Below are 19,139 nucleotides of genomic sequence, written 5' to 3'. Positions count from 1 at the left end.
CTCATGGATACCAAGCAGCTGATCAAGGAGGCCCGCCGCCTCAGCAAGCGGTACCGGGTCCACAACGGGCGAGGCTTCCGGCTCAAGCACTGCGACCCTGGCGACACCGCGTGGCTCAAGTCCGAGGACAAGCCGCGGGCGCGCGAGGTGCTCCAGCGCGGCGTCGACGTGCTGGCGGAGCAGCAGACGATGCTGTACGCCCAGGATCGATGGAGCCTGCTGGTGGTGTTCCAGGCGATGGACGCCGCGGGCAAGGACGGGGCGATCAAGCACGTCATGTCGGGGGTCAATCCGCAGGGGTGCCAGGTGTCGGCGTTCAAGGCGCCATCGGAGGAAGAACTGGACCACGACTACCTGTGGCGCTGCCAGCGGCGGCTGCCGGAGCGCGGCCGCATCGGCATCTTCAACCGGTCGTACTACGAGGAGGTGCTGGTGGTGCGCGTGCACGAGGAACTCCTCGCCCGCCAGAAGATCCCGAAGCGGCTCGTGACCGGCCGGATCTGGGACGAACGGTTCCGCGACATCCGGGGGTTCGAGCGGTACCTGACCGGCAACGGAACGGCGGTGAGGAAGATCTTCCTGCACGTCTCCCGCGACGAGCAGAAGCGGCGGTTCCTCGAGCGGATCGACGAGCCGGAGAAGAACTGGAAGTTCTCCGCCGCGGACGTCCGGGAGCGGCGGTTCTGGAAGCAGTACGCGCACGCGTACGAGGACATGATCAGGAATACGGCGTCGAAGGAGGCGCCGTGGTATGTCGTCCCGGCGGATAACAAGTGGTTCACCCGCCTGGTTGTCGCGGCGATCGTGATCGAGGCGCTCGCGTCGCTTGACCTGCACTACCCGGTCGTCGAGAAGGCCCAACTCCAGGAACTGGCCAGTGCCAAGAGGGAGTTGCTGGCGGAGAAGCGCTCCACGTAGCGGGTGCGGGGGGGAACACTCCGCCTGTATACTGCGGCCACCGAGCACGGGAGTGTGGCCATGCAGAAGTTGATTGCCGTCGTTGCGTGCGTTGCGTCGTGTGTGGCTGGGGCGTGCAGCACGCCGCGGGGGGCGGGCCCGGCGGCGCCGGGCGGCGGGGGGGCGGAGCCGGCGTACGCGATCGTGATCCATGGCGGGGCGGGGACGTTCCCGCGGAGCGCGCCGGCGGAGCGGCGGCAGGCGTACGAGGAGGCGCTGGCCGCGGCGCTGACGATCGGGCGCGACGAGCTGGCGAAGGGGGGCACGGCGCTGGACGCGTGCGAGAAGGTGGTGCGGTACCTGGAGAACGACCCGAAGTTCAACGCGGGGAAGGGCGCGGTGTACACGGAGATCGGAACGCACGAGTTGGATGCGTCGATCATGGACGGTTCGACGCTCGCGTGCGGGGCGGTGGCGGGGGTGAAGACGGTGAAGAACCCGATCACGCTGGCGCGGCTGGTGATGACCAACACCCGGCACGTGCTGCTGGCGGGGGACGGGGCCGAGGCGTTCGCGGACACGTTCACGGTGGAGCAGGTGGAGCGAGTCGGCAACTCGTACTTCGACACCGAGCGGCAGTACGAGGTGCTGCAGGAGGTGCTGGAGGAGCGGAAGAAGGAGGCGGAGCCCAAGCCGCGGAGCACCGTGGGGTGCGCGGCGCTGGACATGCACGGCAACCTCGCGGCGGCGACGTCGACTGGGGGGCTGACGGGCAAGCGGTTCGGGCGGATCGGGGACTCGCCGATCATCGGTGCAGGGACGTACGCGGATAACCGGACGTGCGCGGTGTCGTGCACGGGGGTGGGCGAGGAGTTCATCCGTCACGGTGTCGCGCGCGACATCGCCGCGCTCATGGAGTACAAGGGGCTGAGCGTGAACGATGCGGCGATGCAGGTGGTGTTCAAGACGCTTCGGCCGGACGATGGCGGTGTGATCGCGGTGTCGCGGACCGGGGAGATCGCCATGGTGTTCAGCACGGTGGGGATGTTCCGCGGGGCGGCGGACTCGAGCGGTCGGTTTGAGGTGGCGATCTGGGGGGACTGATGTTGGGCGCGGCGGGACCCTGCGGGAGCATGCGGGGGATCGCCGGTTGGGGTGGGGCGGGCGCGGAGCCCGAAGCGGGCTGGGCGGGTTTGGACGCCGGGGCGTGGAGAGTGGGTGGGGGTGGTGACGGCAGGTCGTCGTCTTCGAACTCGGCGGGGTCGAGGGCGAGGATGGATTCGGCGGCGAGGCGGGCCTCGCGAGGGTTCTGGCCGTTGGCGGCGATGGTGGCGAGCGCACTGAGGGCGATGTGACGGGCGACGCGGAGGCGTTCTCGGATTGACTGCACGGGTGGTGCGGCGAGCGTCTGCTGTGATGTGTGCATGGGTCCCCCCTTTATCGCGTGTGCAGACGTGCCGACGGAGCTCGATGCCACGCTCGAAGGGGAAGATAGTGCGGCGGAGGAGCGATGCAAGATCGAACGGGGGTAGTGTCGCGATTTGGCGCACAGGAGTGATCGCGCGGCTCACTTTGTGAGTAGGGCGAGCCCGGGAATCGGGTATTCTGCGGCCTGACCAAAGGAGTCTCCCGATGACGACGTGGCGGCCTTGTGCGTGGGCGGCGGCTTCGATGGCGGTGTTGCTGGTACTCGGGGCGTGCTCGCGGCCGGCTGCGCCGAGCGGGCACCTGATGATCGCGGGCGGGGCGCTGGCGGATGACAACGCGCTGGTGTGGGGGCGGTTTGCGGAACTCTCCGGCGAAGCGGGGGTGATCGGCGTGGTGCCGACGGCGACGGGGGTGGCGAACCCCGGGCGGTCCACGGCGGAGACGCTGACGCGGTACGCGGGGTCACGGAAGGTTGAGATTCTGCCGCTGACCAAGGATGACGCGGCGAACGCGATGGATGCCGACGTGGCGGCGCGGGTGCGGGCGTGCACGGCGCTGTGGTTTGTCGGGGGAGATCAATCGCGGATTCTCGCGGTGTTCCGTCAGGGGACGGGCGACTCGCCCGCGTACCGGGCGTCGATGGAGGTGCTCGCAGCGGGGGGCGTCATCGGCGGCTCTTCGGCAGGCGCAGCGATGATGTCGGACCCGATGATCACCGGCGGAACCTCGGAGGCGTCGCTGGTGAAGGGGGCGAGGAACGGGGCGAAGGGGGCGGCAGCCGGGGCCGAGCCGGACACGGGGGAGGATGAGGACGGGCCGCGGCCGGTGGGGATCGCGAAGGGGATGGGGTATTTCCCGTACGGGCTGACCGACCAGCACTTCCTGCAGCGCGGGCGGCTCGGCCGGCTGGTGGTGGCGCTGGAGGAGACGGACATTCAGCGCGGCTACGGGGTGGCGGAGAACTCCGCGATCGACGTCGCGCTGGGGACGGGGTCGATCACGGTGCTGGGGGATGCGGGGATGCTGCTGGTCGACATGTCCGGCGCGAAGCGGAGCGACGGGGCACGCCGGGGGATCAGGCTTTCGCTGCTCTCGACCGGGGATGTGGTGGATGGGGCGAGCGGGAAGGTGAGTGTGAGCAGCGCGCGGAAGGAGATGGCCAAGCGGATGGGCGGGCCGGTGGAGATCCCGTCAACCATGCCGGAGGCGTGGCGTAAGAACATGATTACGAGGCTGCTGCGGGAGTTGCCGGGCTTCGGCGGGGCACCGTTGAAGGCGTCGGATGCAAACTACCAGATCGTGCTGACGGCGGACGAGCGGACGACGTTCTGGGCCGACCCGGCGCGGCCGAGCGAGGTGACGGTGGTGGATGCACGGATGGATATCGTGCCGAAGTGAAACTGAGCCGCGCAACGGGCGATGGGGCGCTCTCGCGGAATGTCCGCACCGCAGGCGCTACGGGGGGCAACTCCCGTTGACAGCGGCGATCCAGGCCCAGATGAAGCTGCCGACGTCCGGGGGTTCGACGACGCCGTTTCGGTCGAAATCGCCGGCGAGGGTGCCGGAGGCGACGCTGACGGACCACGTCGCGATGAAGGCCGAGAGATCGGCGGGTTCGACGACGCGATTGCCGTCGACATCGGCACGGCAGGTGACGGTGAGGCGGGCCGCGGCGCTGAGCGTCGAGCCGCAGGCGTTGGAGACGATGACGTCGAACATGGCGAGGGTGTCGTCGAGGCGGGCCGGGGAGATGACCAGCGTGGGGCTCCCGGCGCCGGCGATGCGGAGCGAGTCGGTGAGGGGCTGGCCGTTGCGGCGCCACTGGTAGGACATGGGGCCGCTGCCTGCGGCGACGACGGCGAACGCCGCGGACTGGCCCATGGGGACGGAGAGGTTGTCGGGGTGGTCGGCGATGGTGGGGGTGGTCTCGGCGGTCTGCCAGGTGTCGCCGGCGTAGATCGCGCCGGCGGCGAGGCCGCCGAAGAGGCAGGAGCGGGAACGCCAGGAATCGAAGGCGCCGGCGGAGAGTGTCCGCGAGGTGGGCTGGGCGGTCGGTGCGCGGAGGGACCAGGCGGCGCCGTTCCACTCCCAGGTGTCGGAGCGGTAGGCGCCGTCGTGCCCGCCCATGAGGGCGATGCGGGTTCGCGCGGCGTCGTTCCACATGGCGGGGCCGGAGCGTGCGGTGGGGCCGCCGGAGGCGAGTTTGAGCGACCAGAACGATCCGTTCCACTCCCAGGTGTCGCCCTTGAGCGCGCCGTCGAAGCCGCCGAAGAGGACGGTTCGGGCTCGTGCGGGGTCGAAGGCCATGGCGTGCATGTAGCGGGCGGAGGGGCCGGCGCCGTCGGGGGCACGCTCGGACCAGGAGGATCCGTTCCACTCCCAGGTGTCGCCGCGGCGGGCGCCGTCGAAGCCGCCGAAGAGCACGGTGCGTGCGCGGGCGGAGTCGTAGGCGATGGCGTGTCCGTAGCGGGCGGACGGAGCGGGACCGGTGGGGAGTTGCGGGGACCACGTGGCGCCATCGAACTCCCAGAGGTCGGCGAGGTAGGTCGAGGCCTGGGACGAGCCGCCGAAGAGGACCGCGCGGCCGCGGGCGGAGTCGAAGGTCATGGCGGCCCACATGCGGGGCGAGGGGGCGCCGGCGACGGGGGCGCCGGGGTGGAGGAGTGTCCAGGTGGAGCCATTCCAGGCCCAGGTGTCGCCGAGGTAGGTGCTGTCGGTGCCGCCGAAGAGGATGGTGTTGCCGCGCCAGGAGTCGAAGGTCAGGGCGTGCTTGGCGCGGGGGGCGGGGCCGGGGTTCGGGAAGGTGGGGACCCAGGTCCCGCTCTGGCAGGGCTGGGCGAGTGTGCTGGCGGGCGTGGCGAGGGCGACCGCGATCAGGAGCAGGCGGAGTGGGTGAGGCCGTTCCATGGGCGTGGAACAGCAAGGAACGCGCCGGGGGTTTGCGCGGAATGCGGGCGATGGGCGATCGGGCACGGGGGGCCGGGGCGCACGATGTGCGCCTGTGGGCGCAGGAAGCGAGGGTTGTGCGGCGTGTTACTTGAGGAGGAAGACCTTGACGAGGATGTCGGCGATGCCCATGAGGGCAAAGCCCGCGATGAGGCCGGCGCAGATGGGCTCCTGCGTCTGGACCCAGAGGCGGTTGCCGAAGGAGCCCTCGCGGCGGTCGTAGAAGCGGTGCAGCGCCCAGAACATGAGGGCGCCGAAGAACATGGCCATGGTGGAGTCCGGGGGGACGACGACGCCGAGGCCGATGGCGAGCGGGGAGAGGGGGAACTTGCCGCGGCTGCGGATGCGGATGATCTCCATGAAGAGGCCGACGGTGGCGGCGATGACCATGGACCAGACGGCGGAGTTGGGGATGGCGGTGCCGCCGGAGCCGAAGACGCTGGTGACGAGGTCGGAGACGCCCTTCCACTGCATGGCGGAGGGGAAGCCGAACTGCTCGGTGACCATGACGGCCTCGATGGACTGGCCGGGCTCGCCCTTCCAGTCGGAGAGGAAGAGGGCGAAGAACAGCGGGGTGCTGGCGAGGGCGCCGGCGATGATGCCGATGACGTGACCGATGGCCTGCTGGCGGGGCTTGGCGCCGAGCATGTAGCCGGGCTTGATGTCCATGAGGAGGTTGCTGGCGTTACTGGCGACCTCGATGCACATGACGCCGGTCATGAGGTTGGTGGCGGGGTTCTTGGGGTCGGCGGCGCCGAAGATGAACTGGGGGATCTTGCTCATCGCGCCGGTGGGGGTGATGCCGGTGAGGGCCGTGGAGTTGGCGGCGATGAGGGAGAGGACGATGATCAGCGGGATGGCGAGTGCGCCGAAGAGGATGTGGACGCCGAACCACTCGTGGGACATCCAGACGCCGACGGCGCCCACGATGGGGATGCCGACGAAGGAGACCCAGAGGGGGAGTTCGATCTTCTTGAGCGACTGGGACTCGCTCTGACGGCCGCGCTTAAACAAGCCGGTGAAGGCGGTGATGATGATCTTGGGCTTGGCGAAGAGGCCGGTGAGGGCGGCGGTGACCATGATGGCGATGCCCCACCAGAGGGCCCAGGAGTTGAGGGCCCAGATGCGGGTGATCTGCTCGGTTGTCTCGCCGGCCTTGGGCTTGATCTCGCCGAAGGCGATCATGAGCGGGACGATGATCAGGAAGTTGAACATCGAGCCGATGAGCATGCTGGAGGCGGCGCGGATGCCCATGAGGCCGCCGGCGCCGACCATGGCGAGTTCCATGGTGGGGGAGAGGCCGAGGTTCCTGATGGGGACACCGGAGAGTGTTGGGATCGGAACGAGTTTCTTGTCGGCGAGCCAGTAGTACCAGGCATCGAGGTGCTCGTTGAGGTGCCAGACTTTGTCCTTGGCGACACCGAGGATCCGCTCCTGCAGGAACTGCATGAGGTTCTCGCCGGAGATGAGCTTGAGGAAGGCGGCGCCGAAGGCGGCGACGGCGAGGGCCTTGGCTTTGAAGAGGCCGACGGAGGCGTCGGAGTTGTAGAGGGTGTCGAGGACGACGCCGCAGGCGCGGCCCTCGGGGAAGGGCTGCTGCTCGTCGTTGATGAACCGGCGTTTCATGGGGAACGCGACGAGCACGCCGAGGATCGAGAGGACGACCGTGAAGGCCATGAGCTGCCACCACGGCATGATCCTGTTCTCGACCCACATCCAGGCGGCGATGCCGGAAATGAGCGGGCCGGTCATGTAGCCGGCCGCGGTGGCGATCGACTGCATGCAGTTGTTCTCGAGGATGGTGAAGTCGCGTCCGAGGCCGATCGACGACATGACCTTGAAGGCGGAGAAGGCGAGGATGACGCTGGTCAGGCCGACGCCGAGGGTCCAGCCGGTCTTGGCGCCGACGTAGAGGTTGGTGGCGCTGAGGATTCCGCCCAGGAGGAAGCCGGTGATGGCGGCGCGGATGGTGAGCTGCGGCATGTTGCCGCGGAAGACGTTCTCGAGCCACCAGCGGTCCTTCTGGTCGAGGGTCCAGGTTCGGATCTGCTCTTCGGTGAGGTGCTTGAGCGCCATGCTGCTCCAGTCGTCGCGGGTTGGGTGAATGGTGGGCGGCGCCGCGGGAGACCTAGACGTGGGCGGCGCGGCCGGTGCTCAGGGTGAAGGGGGAATATACGCGATTCGGCGGCCGAGGCTGCAGACGGCGGTGGCGGCGGCGGTGCCGATCACGAGGTGCCAGGGAAAGGCGAGTTTGAGGGCCGCGAGGGCGTGGGCGGTGCGAGCGATCGGAGAGTCGCCGGGCCAGTCGGCGAGGTGGTCGCGGACGGCGGGCTGGAGCGCGAGCACGACGAGGAAGCCCGTGGCGAGGGCGGCGATGGCGCTGGTGGAGTTGCCGCGCCGGGTGAAGATGGCGGTGAGGAAAACGCCGACGAGGCCAGAGTAGGCGAAGGCCATGACCATGAGGGCGAAGTCGATGAGGGTCTGGCCCTCGGCGGCCATGCGGCCGTACCACCAGACGCAGGCACAGGCGAAGAGGCCGAGCGCCAGGCCCCACGCCGCGACGCCGAGGCGGCCGACGAGAAGATAGTGGCGCGGGCTCTTGCCGGGGCGGCGCGGGCGGTAGAAGTCATTAAGGAGCGTGGCGGACATGGCGTTGAGGGCGGAGTTCATGCTGCCCAGGCCGGCGGCGAAGAGGCCGGCCATCATGACGCCGGCCATGCCGCGGGGCATTTCATTCAGGATGAAGGTGAGGAAGATCTCGGTGCTGCTGGCGGGGTGGGCGCTGGGCGCGGCGGAGCCCATGAGGTCGGGACGCCTGTAGAAGATGTAGAGGAGCAGGCCGACGAGCATGAAGAGGATGGTGACGGGGATGCCGATGAGGACGCCGCCGATCGCAGACCACGACCCGCGGGCGGCGGAGCGGCAGGTGAGCATGCGCTGGGCGAGGTCGTGGTCGGTGCCGTAGGCGCCGAGGTTGAGGAGGGTGAATCCGAAGACGGCGGTGAGCAGGGTGTATTTGGCGGACCAGTCGCCCAGGCCGACGCGGAGGAGGGCGAGTTTGCCGGAGCCGTCGGGGGCCGTGGAGGAGGCGAGTTCGCGGGTGATCGCGGCGGGGTCCAGGGGGATCCGGTGCAGGAGCACGGCGGCCGCGGCGAGAGCGGCGCCGACGAAGACGCAGGTCTGGATGACGTCGGTCCAGATGATGCTGCGGATTCCGCCGACGAGGGTGTACCCGACGGCGGCGACGGTCATCACGGCGATCGCGAGGACGAGGTTGGGGGCGGCAGTGTCGCCGAAGACGATCAGCGAGGCGGGGAGGGCGACGATGTAGAGGCGGGCGCCGCTGGCGAAGACGCGGCCGACCATGAACATGCCGCTGGTCGCGAGCCTGGTGCCGGGGCCGAGGCGTCGCTCGAGGAGCTCGTAAACGGTGGCGACGTTTTCGCGGTAGTAGACGGGAATGAAGAACAGGGCGACAAAGACCACCGCGAGGACCGAGCCGATGGTGGCGGAGAGGTAGGTGAGGTTGCCGTCGTAGGACTGCTGGGGGCCGCCGATGAAGGTGGCGGCGGAGAGGCTGGTGGCCAGGACGGAGATGGCAACGGCCCAGGCGGGCATCTGGCGGCCGGCGAGGAAGTACTCGTCGGAGCCCTCGGGCTCGCGCTGGGAGAAGGCGATGCCGGTGACGACGAGCAGGGCGAAGTAGGCGCCGAGCACGGCCCAGTCGGCGGCGTGGAATGTGGCGCTGGCGAGGCTCACCATCGGCGCAGACTATCGGCTTGCGCGCGTGTCGCCGCGGAGATTCCGGAAGGACGGGTGCGACGGGTCACATGCGCTCCGCGGTCCACTTGACCAGCGGGATGGTGGCCATGGTCTGGAGGCCCGGGCGGGCTTCGAGGAGCGGGGCGATGCAGTTCACGACGATGGCGCTCGTGGCGATGTCGCCGTGGACTCCGCCGTTGACGCGCAGGTCGAGGCGGGGTTCGCCCTCGATCACGACGCGGTCGTGTGGGTCCTGCTGGCCGATGGCGGCCTGGAAGTGGAGGCTGATGACACAGTTGTCCTCGATGTCCCAGCCGTGGGCGACCTGCTTGACGCCGCTGACGCGGCCCTTGGGGACCTCGCCCAGGGCGCAGGTCAGGTCGCGGTCGGCGTGGACGGGGCCGATCTTCTCGTCCCACCGTTCGAGGCGGAAATCGAAGTAGCGGGCGATGAAGTGCAGGGACTCACCCAGGCCGACGTGACGGAGCGTGCCGGCGCGCACGCGGCGGACGAACTCGTCGTCGGTGAGGCCGGCGCCGATCTTCTGCTGGAAAGGGACGCGCCGGCTGGTCGCATCCTGAACGCGGTAGACGGTCACGTTGGACACGCTGCGGCAGACGGCGGAGGCGAAGACCGGCAGGGTGTCCATGAGAAACCCGGGGTTAACACCGGTGCCGAGGATGCGGGCGCCGTTGTCGTGGGCAACGGTGTCGATCTCCCGCGCCATCGCATCGTGCCGGAGCCAGGGGAAGAGGAGTTCTTCGCAGGTGCTGACGACGGAGATGCCGCGGGCGAGGAGCTCGAGGAAGAGCGGTTTGCAGGAGGGGAGGTCGGAGGCGGTGGTAACGATGGCGCAGTCGATGCCGGACCGGACGCCGGAGTGGACTTCTTTCACTTCGCCGACGCTCTTGCGGATGACGACGTCGGCGTCGCTTCCGGGGACCACCTCGGCGAGGTGTTTCCCGGCAATTTCCGGCGAAGCGTCGACGGCCGCGACGACCCGGCCGACGCGGCGGTCCTGGAGGTCGGCGACGATCATCTTCCCCAACGGGCCCATGCCGACCTGCAGGACCCGGAAGGGCTTCGGGCGAGCTGGTGAGTGGGAGGTCGTCATGGTTTCGAGTGTACCGAGTTTGCGGGTTTTGGTCCCGTCATACGCTCGATTTCGTGGGTGGTCTGGCGCTGGCCGTGGAGGGGCTGGAGCCGTTGGCGCACCCGTATACTTTGGGGAACCACACTTCGAGGCCATTTCCATGACGACCCACGCACGCCCCGCCGGCATCCCTGCTCAGGAAAAGATCGACCCCGCGGCGGTCACCATCTCGGGCCTTGTTCTGGACCCGGTGTACGGGCCGGAAGCACCGGCCGAGGGGCTCAAGCACCAGGAACGCGACATCGCGTCGCCCGGGAAGTTCCCCTACACGCGGGGGCTGTTCCCGCAGGGGTACCGCACGCGGTTGTGGACGATGCGGCAGTTCGCGGGGTTCGGGTCGGCGGACGACACGAACAAGCGGTTCAAGATGCTGCTGGAGCGGGGGAAGGGGTCGAACACGGGGCTGTCGACGGCGTTCGACCTGCCGACGCTGATGGGTCGGGACTCGGATGATGCGCTGTCGGTGGGGGAGGTGGGGCGGTGCGGTGTGGCGATCTCGACGATCGAGGACATGCACCGGCTGTACGCGGACATTCCCGTGGACAAGGTGACAGTGTCGCAGACGATCAACGGCCCGGCCGCGGTGATCTGGGCGATGTACCTGGCGATGGCCAAGCAGCGGGGGATCTCGTGGGACACGCTCGGCGGGACGCTGCAGAACGACATCCTGAAGGAGTTCCACTCGCAGAACGAGTTCATCTACCCGCCGGATCCGTCGGTGAAACTGGTGGTGGACACGATCGAGTTCCAGTCGCGGCATGTGCCGAAGTGGAACTCGGTGTCGATCTCGGGGTACCACATCCGCGAGGCGGGATCGACGGCGGCGCAGGAACTGGCGTTCACGCTGCGGGACGGGATGGAGTATGTCGAGGCGTGCATGGAGCGGCACGCGGAGCACGGGGGGCTGGACATCGATTCGTTCGCGCCGCGGCTGAGTTTCTTCTTCAACTCGCACAACGAGTTCTTCGAGGAGATCTGCAAGCTGCGGGCGGCGCGCCGGATCTGGGCGCGGATGATGAAGGGGCGGTACGGGGCGAAGAACGAGCGGTCGTGGTTCATGAAGACACACGTGCAGACGGCGGGGTGCTCGCTGACGGAGCAGCAGCCGCTGAACAACGTGGTGCGGGTGGCCTACCAGGCGATGGCCGCGGCGCTGGGCGGGTGCCAGTCGCTGCACACGGATTCGATGGACGAGACGCTGGGCCTGCCTACGGAGCAGGCAGTGACGGTGGCGCTGCGGACGCAGCAGATCCTGGCGTACGAGACGGGCGTGACACGGACGGCTGACCCCCTCGGCGGATCGTGGTTCGTGGAGAACCTGACGGACACGATGGAGCGCGAGGCGCTGGACCTGATCGACGAGATCGACCGGATGGGGTCGTACGGCGCGGGCGAGAGGGCGCCGTCGGGCGGGGCGTGGACGGGCGACTTGGCGTCGCACCCGGCGTACGCGCCGCGCAAGGGGTATGGGCGGGGCGTGGTGGCGGGGATCAACCGCGGCTACTTCAGGCGGCAGATCGCGGAGGCGTCGTACCGCTTCTCGGAGGAGTGCGAGGCGGGGGACCGGCTGATCGTCGGCGTGAACGCGTTCCGCGCCGGGGCGGAGGAGGAGCACCAGGTGGAGATCCTGCAGATTCCGCACGAGGTGGAGACGGTGCAGTGCGAGCGTCTCGCGGAGTTCAAGAAGCGGCGGGACGCGGGGGAGGCGGAGCGGGCGCTGGGGGCCATCCGCGAGGCCGCGAGGGGCGGCGAGAACGTGATGCCGCACCTGATCCACGGTGCGCTGAGCAACTGCACGCTGGGGGAGATGGTGCAGGCGATGGCGGATGTGTACGGGAGGTATACCGGGGGGCCGGAGTGGTAGGGACTCCGGTGCGGGATCATGTTGTTGTTCTACCGAGGCCGTGATTCGGGCTGGGGGCGGGGCCTATGTCCGCCAGAGTAGACTCGGGGAATGGTGTCCGAACCGTCCGACCACGCGAGGGAGCCGGCTCCGCTGCCACTTCCGGACCGGCCAAAGCGAATCCGATCCGAGCGGCGGTTCCTGGCTGTGTTCTGGCCCATCGCGGTGCCCTGCGCGGGGGTCTATGTCTGGCTCAGCCTCACATCGGGCATGGGGCTTGACTCTTTCGTCGCAGGCGAGGCGACAATCATCGTGGCTCTTGTATTCGTCTTTCGCTCAACAAGGATCAGAATCGCCCGAGCGCTTCTGAAGCCGCACGGCGGGTTCGTATGCCCGCGATGTCATTACACGCTCTCGGCGCTGCCGGATGCGGGAGAGTGCCCGGAGTGCGGGACCAGCTACACGCGGGAGGGTGTCGTGGCGCTCTGGGAACGGGCATACGGACTCAAGCAGCGCTTTCCGAGGTCGTCGGCGCGGCATGCCGATCCCGTTGGCGCGGTCATCCCGCCCGCGCCGACGGAGAGCGTGCGGCGGACCCCGTGGACCGGGGCCTCGCTTCGGCGCGTGCTGGAGCAGATCGAGGCTGTCGCGCGCGCACACGGGTATTCTGACGCGAGGTTCTCGGCGTACAGCCTGGACCTGGAGCGCTCGCCGGCGTGCTTCGGTGTGCGATATCCGGCTGATCTGTACGCGTTTCTAAGCTGGGTCGATCCGAACCTCTGGTCGCGATTCGTCAACCCGAGCCAGTGCATGGCGGCTGCCGAGCAGGGAGAGGTCGGCGCCTGGATTGCTGCGCAGCCCGCAGACTCGATCCGGGTTCGCGATCCGTCGGCGCTGCGCATTGCAAGGATGTCCGGACCGTGGCTCGGTGTTGGAACCGAGGGGCCGGGGCCGGACGGGCCGAGCGAGGCGATCACGCCAGCCGAAGTGAGGCTCTTCGAGTTTGCCGATTCCAGTGCGGGCGGGTCCATCATGTACTGCATGGATCCGACGGATGTACCAGCCGGGGGCATCGTCACGTTTCTGCCGGGTGTCGATGGTCGGGTCTGGCTTGCCGATACGCTTGCTCAGTGGCTGGCCCGTCTTGCGGCATGCGACGGCACCGAACTGGCCTTTGACCGCGGTGGGAGCGGCCGGGTGTCTGAAGGGCTGCGTGCGCAGTTCAGGGAGGAGTTCCGGCTGCGGAACCCGCATGTTGTCGACGAGCCCGATGCGTTCATTCCGCACTCGAACTAGGAGGGCGTTTGCATCCGGCGTCGGCCTTGGGGCGTATGACGTAGGGTGAGGCTTGCTCGGCGCCACGGTGCCCGGGCAGGAACCGGTCGCGACGATCATGTAGAGGAGGAGAGATCATGCGTACAGCTTTTTCTTCGTATTGGCCGGGTATTGCCGCGCTCTCGATGGGCTGTGCCGCGCTCGCGGCGTCTCCGGCGCTGGCCGATATTCAATACTCCTACGACGACGGAACGATGGACTCGGCGGTCGGTCCGCCCTCGTCGTTCCCGGTGAATCCGCAGACGGGGTGGGGCAACTACTTCGTGGCCGAGCCGGGTGCGGAGTGGATCACGTCGATCTCGGTGGCGTTCGGGCCGACGTTCGCCGCGGGGCGCGAGGTGACGGTGTGGCTGTTCAACGACCCCGACAACGACTTTGACCCGCGGAACGCGGTCCCGCTGGTCTCGACGACGATGGTGCCGGGAACACTCGGGGGCTCAGTGTTCAACACGTTCCCCATCACGCCGACACAGGTGAGCGGCGGGTTCTTTGTCGCCGCGTTGGCGTTCACCGAGCGCGGTGTCGACCGGCCCGCCGCGGAGGACACCTCCGCGAGGTCCGATCGGTCATGGCTGATCTACAACCCGGCGAGCGTCGGCATCAATGTCGGCAACCTCGGCGCGAACGCGTACATCGCGAGGACGGACTCGGCGCTGCCGTTCCCGGGAGCCTGGATGATCCGGGCCAACGGGAGTGCCGTTCCGGGTCCCGGCACGGCGCTGATCGCGGCGCTTGGCGGGCTGGCGGCGGTGCGACGGAAGCGCCGGTAGCGAACGGTCGCCTCGGATCGCTAGAAGCGGATCGCGACGCTGGCGCCGACAAACGGCGCGGCGTCGTAGTCCTCGCTGAAGAGCTGGTTGCCGTAGGAGTCATCGATCTCCAGGTTGCCGGCCACGGCGACCCCGCCGAAGAGGCTGATCGTCGCGGCGTCGCTCGCCTTGAAGCCCAGGCGGCCGAAGATGGCGACGCGGCTGTCCTCGCCGACGCCGTCGGGCGCAAAGCCCTCGTCGTCGAGGCGGAAGCGGCGGGTGCTGTACGCGGCGCCCCCGGAGATCGACAACTGCTTTGACGCGTTGAAGACGAGCTCGCCGCCGATGCCCTCGAGGGCGCCGGTGTCGATCGAGCCGAGGTTGAACCCCCAGCTGCGCTCGCTGTCGATCGTCCAGTCGAGCCCGATGATCGGGAAGACCTGGACGTTGTCCTTGATCTGCGAGATCACGCTGACGCCGAGGCGGAGGGTGAGATCCTCGGAGACGTTGTAGCCAAAGCCCGCCATTCCGCCGCCGTTGAGCCCGTCCCCGAGGTCCGCCGATGACTCCGCGGCGATGCCGAAGATGGGGCCGCCGAAGACCGACCACTTCTCGTCGATCTGGTACCCGAGCGAGGCAAGCACGGAGACGGAGTTGATCCCCTCCCACGGGCCCGAACCGCCGAAGCGGGCATTATCCGTGAAGTCGTAGGAGGAGTAGGAGTACCCCGCGGCGATCCGGAGGTTCATGCGCTCCGCGACCGGGAGCACCGTGGAGACGAGCGCAGCACCCCGTGCGAGCGAGAACGAACCGCCGCTGTCGATATCGGTTTCGAACTGGTACCCGCCGCCGAACTCGACGGTGAATGTGGGCACGCGGCCGGAGCGTGCAGGTTCGGTGACCTCGGGGGCAGCGTCGAGCTGCGGGAGCGGGGAGGCCTGCTGCGGGGGCGGCTCCGAGGGTGCGGTGGGCGCCGGGGGCGAGTCCTGAGCGGCGGCCGCCGCGGTGATCGAGGCGGCGAGGAGGGGGACGAGTCGATGCATGCGGGTCATGAGCTCTCCGTGTGTCGAGATCGGGGCGGTCTGGGCCCGATGGTACTCCGGGCAAGACCCGCGGTGCGTGTGCCGCTTCCGGTATGATCTCTCCATCATGCGAATAGTCTTTGCGATTGCGGCGATCGTGTGCGGTCAGGCGGGAGCGGCGGCGCAGCCGGCAGCGGATCAGCAGGTCCAGAACGCCCTGACGCCGGCGGAGGCGGCCGCGGGCTGGATGCTGCTGTTCGACGGCGCCTCGACGAGGCAATGGCGGTCGTACAAGGGCGAGGGGTTTCCGCAGAAGGGCTGGGTGGTGGAGAACGGCACGGTGCGGGTGGTGAAGGGGGGCGGCGGGGGCGACATCGTGACGGTGAAGGAATACGAGGACTTCGAGTTCTCGCTCGACTTCAAGTGTGCCCGCGGGGCGAACTCGGGGATCATGTACCGCGTCGCGGAGACGCAGGGTGCGCCGTGGATGACGGGGCCGGAGTTCCAGATCCTCGACAACGCGGGGCACAGCGACGGGGCGGACCCGAAGCACCGCGCTGGCGCGCTGTACGACCTGATCGAGCCGCCGCCGGAGACGCCGCCGGCGCCACCGGGTCAGTGGAACAACGCGCGCATCCGGATCCGGGATGGCGTGCTGCAGCAGTTCCTGAACGGGGTCAAGACGGCGGAGTGTCGGATTGACAACGACGACTGGAAGGCGATGATCGCCGCGAGCAAGTTCAAGGCGTGGCCGTCGTTCGGGATGGAAAAGAAGGGGCGGATCGCGCTGCAGGACCACGGCGACGATGTGTGGTTCAGGAACATCAAGGTGCGGGACCTGAAGGCGCCGATGCCGGGCGAGCAGGCGCTGTTCGAGGGGCCGGACCTGGCGGGGTGGCCGGTGTTTCCAGAGGCGACGCGTCGGGCCTGGTCGTGGCGAGAGGGGGTGCTGGCGTGCGAGGGCAACGCGACGGGGTACATCCGTACGAACGAGGCGTTCGAGTCGTTTGTGCTGCGGCTGCAGTGGCGGTTTGATCCGAAGGGGGGGGGCGGCAACAGCGGCGTGCTGCTGCGGGTGCAGCCGCCTGATGCGGTGTGGCCGCCCGCGGTGGAGATGCAGTTGAAATCGGGGCAGGCGGGGGACCTGCTGTCGATCGGCAGGTTTCCGATGTCGGGGGATGCGGCGCGGACGTCGGGCCGGCGCGTGGACCGGATGCGGACGGTCGAGCGGCCGGTGGGGGAGTGGAACGACTGCGAGGTCATCGCGGACGGAGCGGGGCTGGTGGTTCGGATCAACGGCGAAGTGGTGAACGAGGCGTCGGAGGTGGCGGTCAAGCCGGGGACGATCGCGCTACAGGCCGAGGGCGCCGAGATTCAGTTTCGGGCTGTGAAGGTGGCGCCGATCAAGTAGCCGTGGCACGCGGCGAGATCGCTGCGCGGAGGGACGCGAGGCGGTCGTCGAGCCGAGAGGGGTCCGGAGCGGTGAGCGTGACGTGGCCGACCTTGCGGCCCGGGCGGGGCTCCTTGCCGTAGTCGTGCAGGTGGGCGCCGGGGATCGCGAGTAACGCGGCGGGATCGGGAAGCTCGCCGATGAGGTTCAGCATGACGCACGCGCCGAGCGCGGCGGTCCCGCCGAGCGGCAGGCCGGAGACGGCGCGGAGGTGGTTCTCGAACTGGCTGCAGACGGCGCCCTCGATGGTCCAGTGACCGGAGTTGTGGACACGCGGGGCCATCTCGTTGATGAGCAGGTCGGGGCCCGAATCGGTCTGGATCTCGAAGAACTCCAGGGCGAGCACGCCGACGTAGTCGAGCGACTCGGCGACGAGACGGGCGTATTGCTCGGCCTTGGCCTGGAGGTGGTCCGCGCCGGGCGCGGGGGCCCGGGAGAGCCGGAGGATGCCGGCGCTGTGCACGTTCTCAACCAGCGGGTAGCAGCGGAACTCGCCGCCGAGGCCGCGAACGGCGATGACGGAGAGCTCGCGGGTGAAGGGGATCATCTGATCGAGGATCAGGCCGCCGGGCGCGAGCCGGAGGTGTTCCCACGCCGTCGGAACGTCCGCCTCGGAGGCGATAGGGTCCTGGCCCTTGCCGTCGTATCCGAAGCGGCGGGCCTTGAGGATGGCCTTGTAGCCGCAGGCCTTCGCGTGGGCCGCGGCGTCGTCGAGTGAGTCGACCGGTGCGAACGTGGGGGTCGGGATTCCCAGGCGCTGAAAGAGGCGGCGCTCGTTCAGGCGGTCCTGGGCGGCGTCGAGCGCGGCGGGGGGCGGGAGGACGCGGACGTGGGGGGCGAGCAGGTCGGCGGTCGCGGCGGGCACGTTCTCGAACTCGTACGTCACCACGTCGAGGCCGCGGGCAAAGGCCGCGACCTTGTCTTCATCATCGAAAGCGCCGACGTGGAGTTCGGCGAGCCGGCCGACGGGCGCTTCGTCGGTCTGGTCGTAGAACCTGATGCTCAGGCCGAGCGGGTAGGCCGCGAGGGCGAGCATGCGGCCGAGTTGGCCACCGCCGAGGACGCCGATGTTCATCGACGGGGTCTCCCGCGTGGTGCCGCGGCACGCTTCGTCGCGCCGCCGGCCGAGCGTGGATCGGGCTGGGCAAGGACACCCCGGGTCTGGGCCGAGCGGAACTCATCGAGGGCACGCCGCACTTTCGGGTCCGAGAGGGCGACGATCGACGCGGCAAGCAGGCCCGCGTTGGTTGCTCCGGCGGGGCCGATCGCAAGAGTGCCAACCGGAATGCCCGCCGGCATCTGGGCGATCGAGAGGAGGGAGTCGAGGCCGTTGAGGGCCTTGGATTGGACGGGCACGCCGAGGACGGGGAGCGGCGTCTTGGAGGCCACCATCCCGGGGAGGTGCGCGGCCCCGCCGGCGCCGGCGATAATCACGCAAAGGCCCCGGCCCTGGGCAGCGGAGGCATATTCGAAGAGCAGGTCGGGTGTCCGGTGTGCAGAGACGACGCGGACTTCGTGGGCGACGCCAAGCTCATCGAGCGCGGCGGCGGCGTTGGACATCGTGTCCCAGTCGCTGCGAGAGCCCATGATGATGCCGACCAGTGGCGGCCTCTTCGAGGCCGGTCGGGGGTGGCGTGGGCGTGTGGGCATTCCGGGCTCCGTGAGCGGACAAGGACTGAAAAGGCGGAGTTTATCCGAGTGTGGAGGGCGAGTGCGGGCGGCGGCTGGCGGCGTCCGATAGGATGATGGTCATGGAGGACGCGATTGTGAACACGGATGTGATCGAACTCAAGCCGGGGCCGACGGAGGGGGAAGTTGGTGCGGAGGGTGCGGGAGCCGTCGGGCCATCGGAGGAGCCGACCGCGAAGAAGCGGGGGCGAGGAGCAAGAGCCAAGGCGGTTGAGGTTGAACTGGGTGATCCCCAGGCGATTGCGCCGGCGCTCGAGGCGGTGCTTCTCACGGCCGAACGGGCGCTGAGTGCGGCCCGGATTGCCGAGGTGTTGGGGCTGGGATCGCCGCGGAGCGGTAAGGACGAGCCGGAGGTAACCGAGGACGTGAAGCGGGAACCGGGGGCGGCGCTGGTGCGGCGGGCGGTGGAGCTGCTGAACGAGCAATACGAGCAGACGGGGCGGTCGTTCCGGATTGAGCCGGTTGCGGGCGGTTTCCGTGTGATGACGCTCGCGAAGTTCGCCCCGGTGGTCGCGGCGTACCAGGGTCAGCGGGCGAAGACGAGCCTGACGCCGGCGGCGATGGAGACCCTGGCGATCATCGCTTACAAGCAGCCGCTCACACGGGCGAAACTCGAAGCGATCCGCGGCGTGGCGTGCGGGGACCTTCTCAGGTCGCTGATCGATCGGCGACTGGTCACGATCGCCGGCAGGGCCGAGGAGCTGGGGCGGCCGCTTCTGTACGCCACGACGAGGCAGTTTCTCGAGGCCTTTGGCCTTTCGGGGCTCAAGGACCTGCCGACAGTGGAGGAATTGAAAGCACGGACCGCGGAACCCGACGCCTGATAAGGGGTATATTCGGAAGAAGGGTGCTCCGCTCGGGGAAC

Annotated in this window: 15 protein-coding genes; 8 read left to right on the top strand and 7 right to left on the bottom strand. The window is 68.8% G+C overall.

The window, feature by feature from the left end; translation table 11 throughout:
- The first annotated feature begins 3 nt into the window (after positions 1–3).
- The 3 genes from KF745_04580 to KF745_04570 all read left to right on the top strand — a co-directional run bounded on the left by KF745_04580 (position 4) and on the right by KF745_04570 (position 3,723).
- The gene (locus KF745_04580; GenBank protein ID MBX3357686.1) at positions 4–918 is read left to right on the top strand and encodes a polyphosphate kinase 2 family protein; all 915 of its coding nucleotides are present in this window, start codon (positions 4–6) and stop codon (positions 916–918) included.
- Between the two features lie 60 nt (positions 919–978).
- Positions 979–2,001: an isoaspartyl peptidase/L-asparaginase gene (locus KF745_04575; GenBank protein ID MBX3357685.1), complete on the top strand. Its 1,023-nt coding sequence runs from the start codon at positions 979–981 to the stop codon at positions 1,999–2,001.
- 528 nt (positions 2,002–2,529) lie between these two features.
- On the top strand, positions 2,530–3,723 hold the full coding sequence (locus tag KF745_04570; GenBank protein ID MBX3357684.1) for a cyanophycinase: 1,194 nt from the start codon (positions 2,530–2,532) through the stop codon (positions 3,721–3,723).
- Between the two features lie 57 nt (positions 3,724–3,780).
- Here the strand turns inward: KF745_04570 and KF745_04565 are convergent, their stop codons facing one another.
- The 4 genes from KF745_04565 to KF745_04550 form a co-directional block, all read right to left on the bottom strand.
- Positions 3,781–5,232, bottom strand: a complete 1,452-nt coding sequence (locus KF745_04565; protein ID MBX3357683.1) for a hypothetical protein — start codon at positions 5,230–5,232, stop codon at positions 3,781–3,783.
- Positions 5,233–5,358: 126 nt separating this feature from the next.
- Positions 5,359–7,347 carry an OPT/YSL family transporter gene (locus KF745_04560; protein MBX3357682.1) on the bottom strand — a complete coding sequence of 663 codons (1,989 nt, stop codon included), beginning with the start codon at positions 7,345–7,347 and terminating at the stop codon, positions 5,359–5,361.
- A gap of 78 nt (positions 7,348–7,425) precedes the next feature.
- Positions 7,426–9,033 carry a sodium/solute symporter gene (locus tag KF745_04555; protein MBX3357681.1) on the bottom strand — a complete coding sequence of 536 codons (1,608 nt, stop codon included), beginning with the start codon at positions 9,031–9,033 and terminating at the stop codon, positions 7,426–7,428.
- A gap of 64 nt (positions 9,034–9,097) precedes the next feature.
- Positions 9,098–10,147: a hypothetical protein gene (locus KF745_04550; GenBank protein ID MBX3357680.1), complete on the bottom strand. Its 1,050-nt coding sequence runs from the start codon at positions 10,145–10,147 to the stop codon at positions 9,098–9,100.
- Positions 10,148–10,286: 139 nt separating this feature from the next.
- Between KF745_04550 and KF745_04545 the strand changes: the two genes are divergently transcribed.
- The 3 genes from KF745_04545 (at position 10,287) to KF745_04535 (ending at position 14,134) form a co-directional block, all read left to right on the top strand.
- Entirely contained in the window at positions 10,287–12,050 is a 1,764-nt protein-coding gene (locus KF745_04545; GenBank protein ID MBX3357679.1) for a methylmalonyl-CoA mutase, read from the top strand.
- A gap of 90 nt (positions 12,051–12,140) precedes the next feature.
- A complete protein-coding gene (locus KF745_04540) occupies positions 12,141–13,325 on the top strand; it encodes a hypothetical protein (GenBank protein MBX3357678.1) in 1,185 nt (394 codons plus the stop codon).
- 116 nt (positions 13,326–13,441) lie between these two features.
- The gene (locus KF745_04535; GenBank protein ID MBX3357677.1) at positions 13,442–14,134 is read left to right on the top strand and encodes a hypothetical protein; all 693 of its coding nucleotides are present in this window, start codon (positions 13,442–13,444) and stop codon (positions 14,132–14,134) included.
- Positions 14,135–14,154: 20 nt separating this feature from the next.
- On the opposite strand, the gene KF745_04530 is transcribed toward KF745_04535, so the two are convergent.
- Positions 14,155–15,165 carry a hypothetical protein gene (locus KF745_04530; GenBank protein ID MBX3357676.1) on the bottom strand — a complete coding sequence of 337 codons (1,011 nt, stop codon included), beginning with the start codon at positions 15,163–15,165 and terminating at the stop codon, positions 14,155–14,157.
- 97 nt (positions 15,166–15,262) lie between these two features.
- Here KF745_04530 and KF745_04525 point away from each other — a divergent pair, with 97 nt between their 5' ends.
- Entirely contained in the window at positions 15,263–16,546 is a 1,284-nt protein-coding gene (locus KF745_04525; protein ID MBX3357675.1) for a DUF1080 domain-containing protein, read from the top strand.
- Here KF745_04525 and KF745_04520 read toward each other — a convergent pair.
- Positions 16,539–17,660 carry a 5-(carboxyamino)imidazole ribonucleotide synthase gene (locus KF745_04520; GenBank protein ID MBX3357674.1) on the bottom strand — a complete coding sequence of 374 codons (1,122 nt, stop codon included), beginning with the start codon at positions 17,658–17,660 and terminating at the stop codon, positions 16,539–16,541. The genes KF745_04525 and KF745_04520 overlap by 8 nt on opposite strands.
- Positions 17,657–18,235 (bottom strand): 5-(carboxyamino)imidazole ribonucleotide mutase, encoded by a 579-nt coding sequence (gene purE, locus KF745_04515; GenBank protein ID MBX3357673.1) that lies wholly within the window; start codon positions 18,233–18,235, stop codon positions 17,657–17,659. Before purE ends, KF745_04520 begins: the two co-directional genes overlap by 4 nt.
- A 101-nt stretch (positions 18,236–18,336) precedes the next feature.
- Here purE and scpB point away from each other — a divergent pair, with 101 nt between their 5' ends.
- A complete protein-coding gene (scpB, locus tag KF745_04510) occupies positions 18,337–19,098 on the top strand; it encodes an SMC-Scp complex subunit ScpB (GenBank protein MBX3357672.1) in 762 nt (253 codons plus the stop codon).
- Positions 19,099–19,139 lie beyond the last annotated feature (41 nt).

The sequence above is a fragment of the Phycisphaeraceae bacterium genome (assembly GCA_019636655.1).
GTDB lineage: Bacteria > Planctomycetota > Phycisphaerae > Phycisphaerales > UBA1924 > JAHBXB01.
The sequence above is the reverse complement of the archived record's forward strand: the minus strand, read 5'-3'. Positions and strand labels throughout refer to the sequence as shown.

Bases quoted from the DNA above. Each gene is read 5' to 3' on its own strand.
- KF745_04580 (MBX3357686.1), top strand. From the start codon at position 4: ATGGATACCAAGCAGCTGATCAAGGAGGCCCGCCGCCTCAGCAAGCGG.
- KF745_04575 (MBX3357685.1), top strand. From the start codon at position 979: ATGCAGAAGTTGATTGCCGTCGTTGCGTGCGTTGCGTCGTGTGTGGCT.
- KF745_04570 (MBX3357684.1), top strand. From the start codon at position 2,530: ATGACGACGTGGCGGCCTTGTGCGTGGGCGGCGGCTTCGATGGCGGTG.
- KF745_04565 (MBX3357683.1), bottom strand. From the start codon at position 5,232: ATGGAACGGCCTCACCCACTCCGCCTGCTCCTGATCGCGGTCGCCCTC.
- KF745_04560 (MBX3357682.1), bottom strand. From the start codon at position 7,347: ATGGCGCTCAAGCACCTCACCGAAGAGCAGATCCGAACCTGGACCCTC.
- KF745_04555 (MBX3357681.1), bottom strand. From the start codon at position 9,033: ATGGTGAGCCTCGCCAGCGCCACATTCCACGCCGCCGACTGGGCCGTG.
- KF745_04550 (MBX3357680.1), bottom strand. From the start codon at position 10,147: ATGACGACCTCCCACTCACCAGCTCGCCCGAAGCCCTTCCGGGTCCTG.
- KF745_04545 (MBX3357679.1), top strand. From the start codon at position 10,287: ATGACGACCCACGCACGCCCCGCCGGCATCCCTGCTCAGGAAAAGATC.
- KF745_04540 (MBX3357678.1), top strand. From the start codon at position 12,141: ATGGTGTCCGAACCGTCCGACCACGCGAGGGAGCCGGCTCCGCTGCCA.
- KF745_04535 (MBX3357677.1), top strand. From the start codon at position 13,442: ATGCGTACAGCTTTTTCTTCGTATTGGCCGGGTATTGCCGCGCTCTCG.
- KF745_04530 (MBX3357676.1), bottom strand. From the start codon at position 15,165: ATGACCCGCATGCATCGACTCGTCCCCCTCCTCGCCGCCTCGATCACC.
- KF745_04525 (MBX3357675.1), top strand. From the start codon at position 15,263: ATGCGAATAGTCTTTGCGATTGCGGCGATCGTGTGCGGTCAGGCGGGA.
- KF745_04520 (MBX3357674.1), bottom strand. From the start codon at position 17,660: ATGAACATCGGCGTCCTCGGCGGTGGCCAACTCGGCCGCATGCTCGCC.
- purE (MBX3357673.1), bottom strand. From the start codon at position 18,235: ATGCCCACACGCCCACGCCACCCCCGACCGGCCTCGAAGAGGCCGCCA.
- scpB (MBX3357672.1), top strand. From the start codon at position 18,337: ATGGAGGACGCGATTGTGAACACGGATGTGATCGAACTCAAGCCGGGG.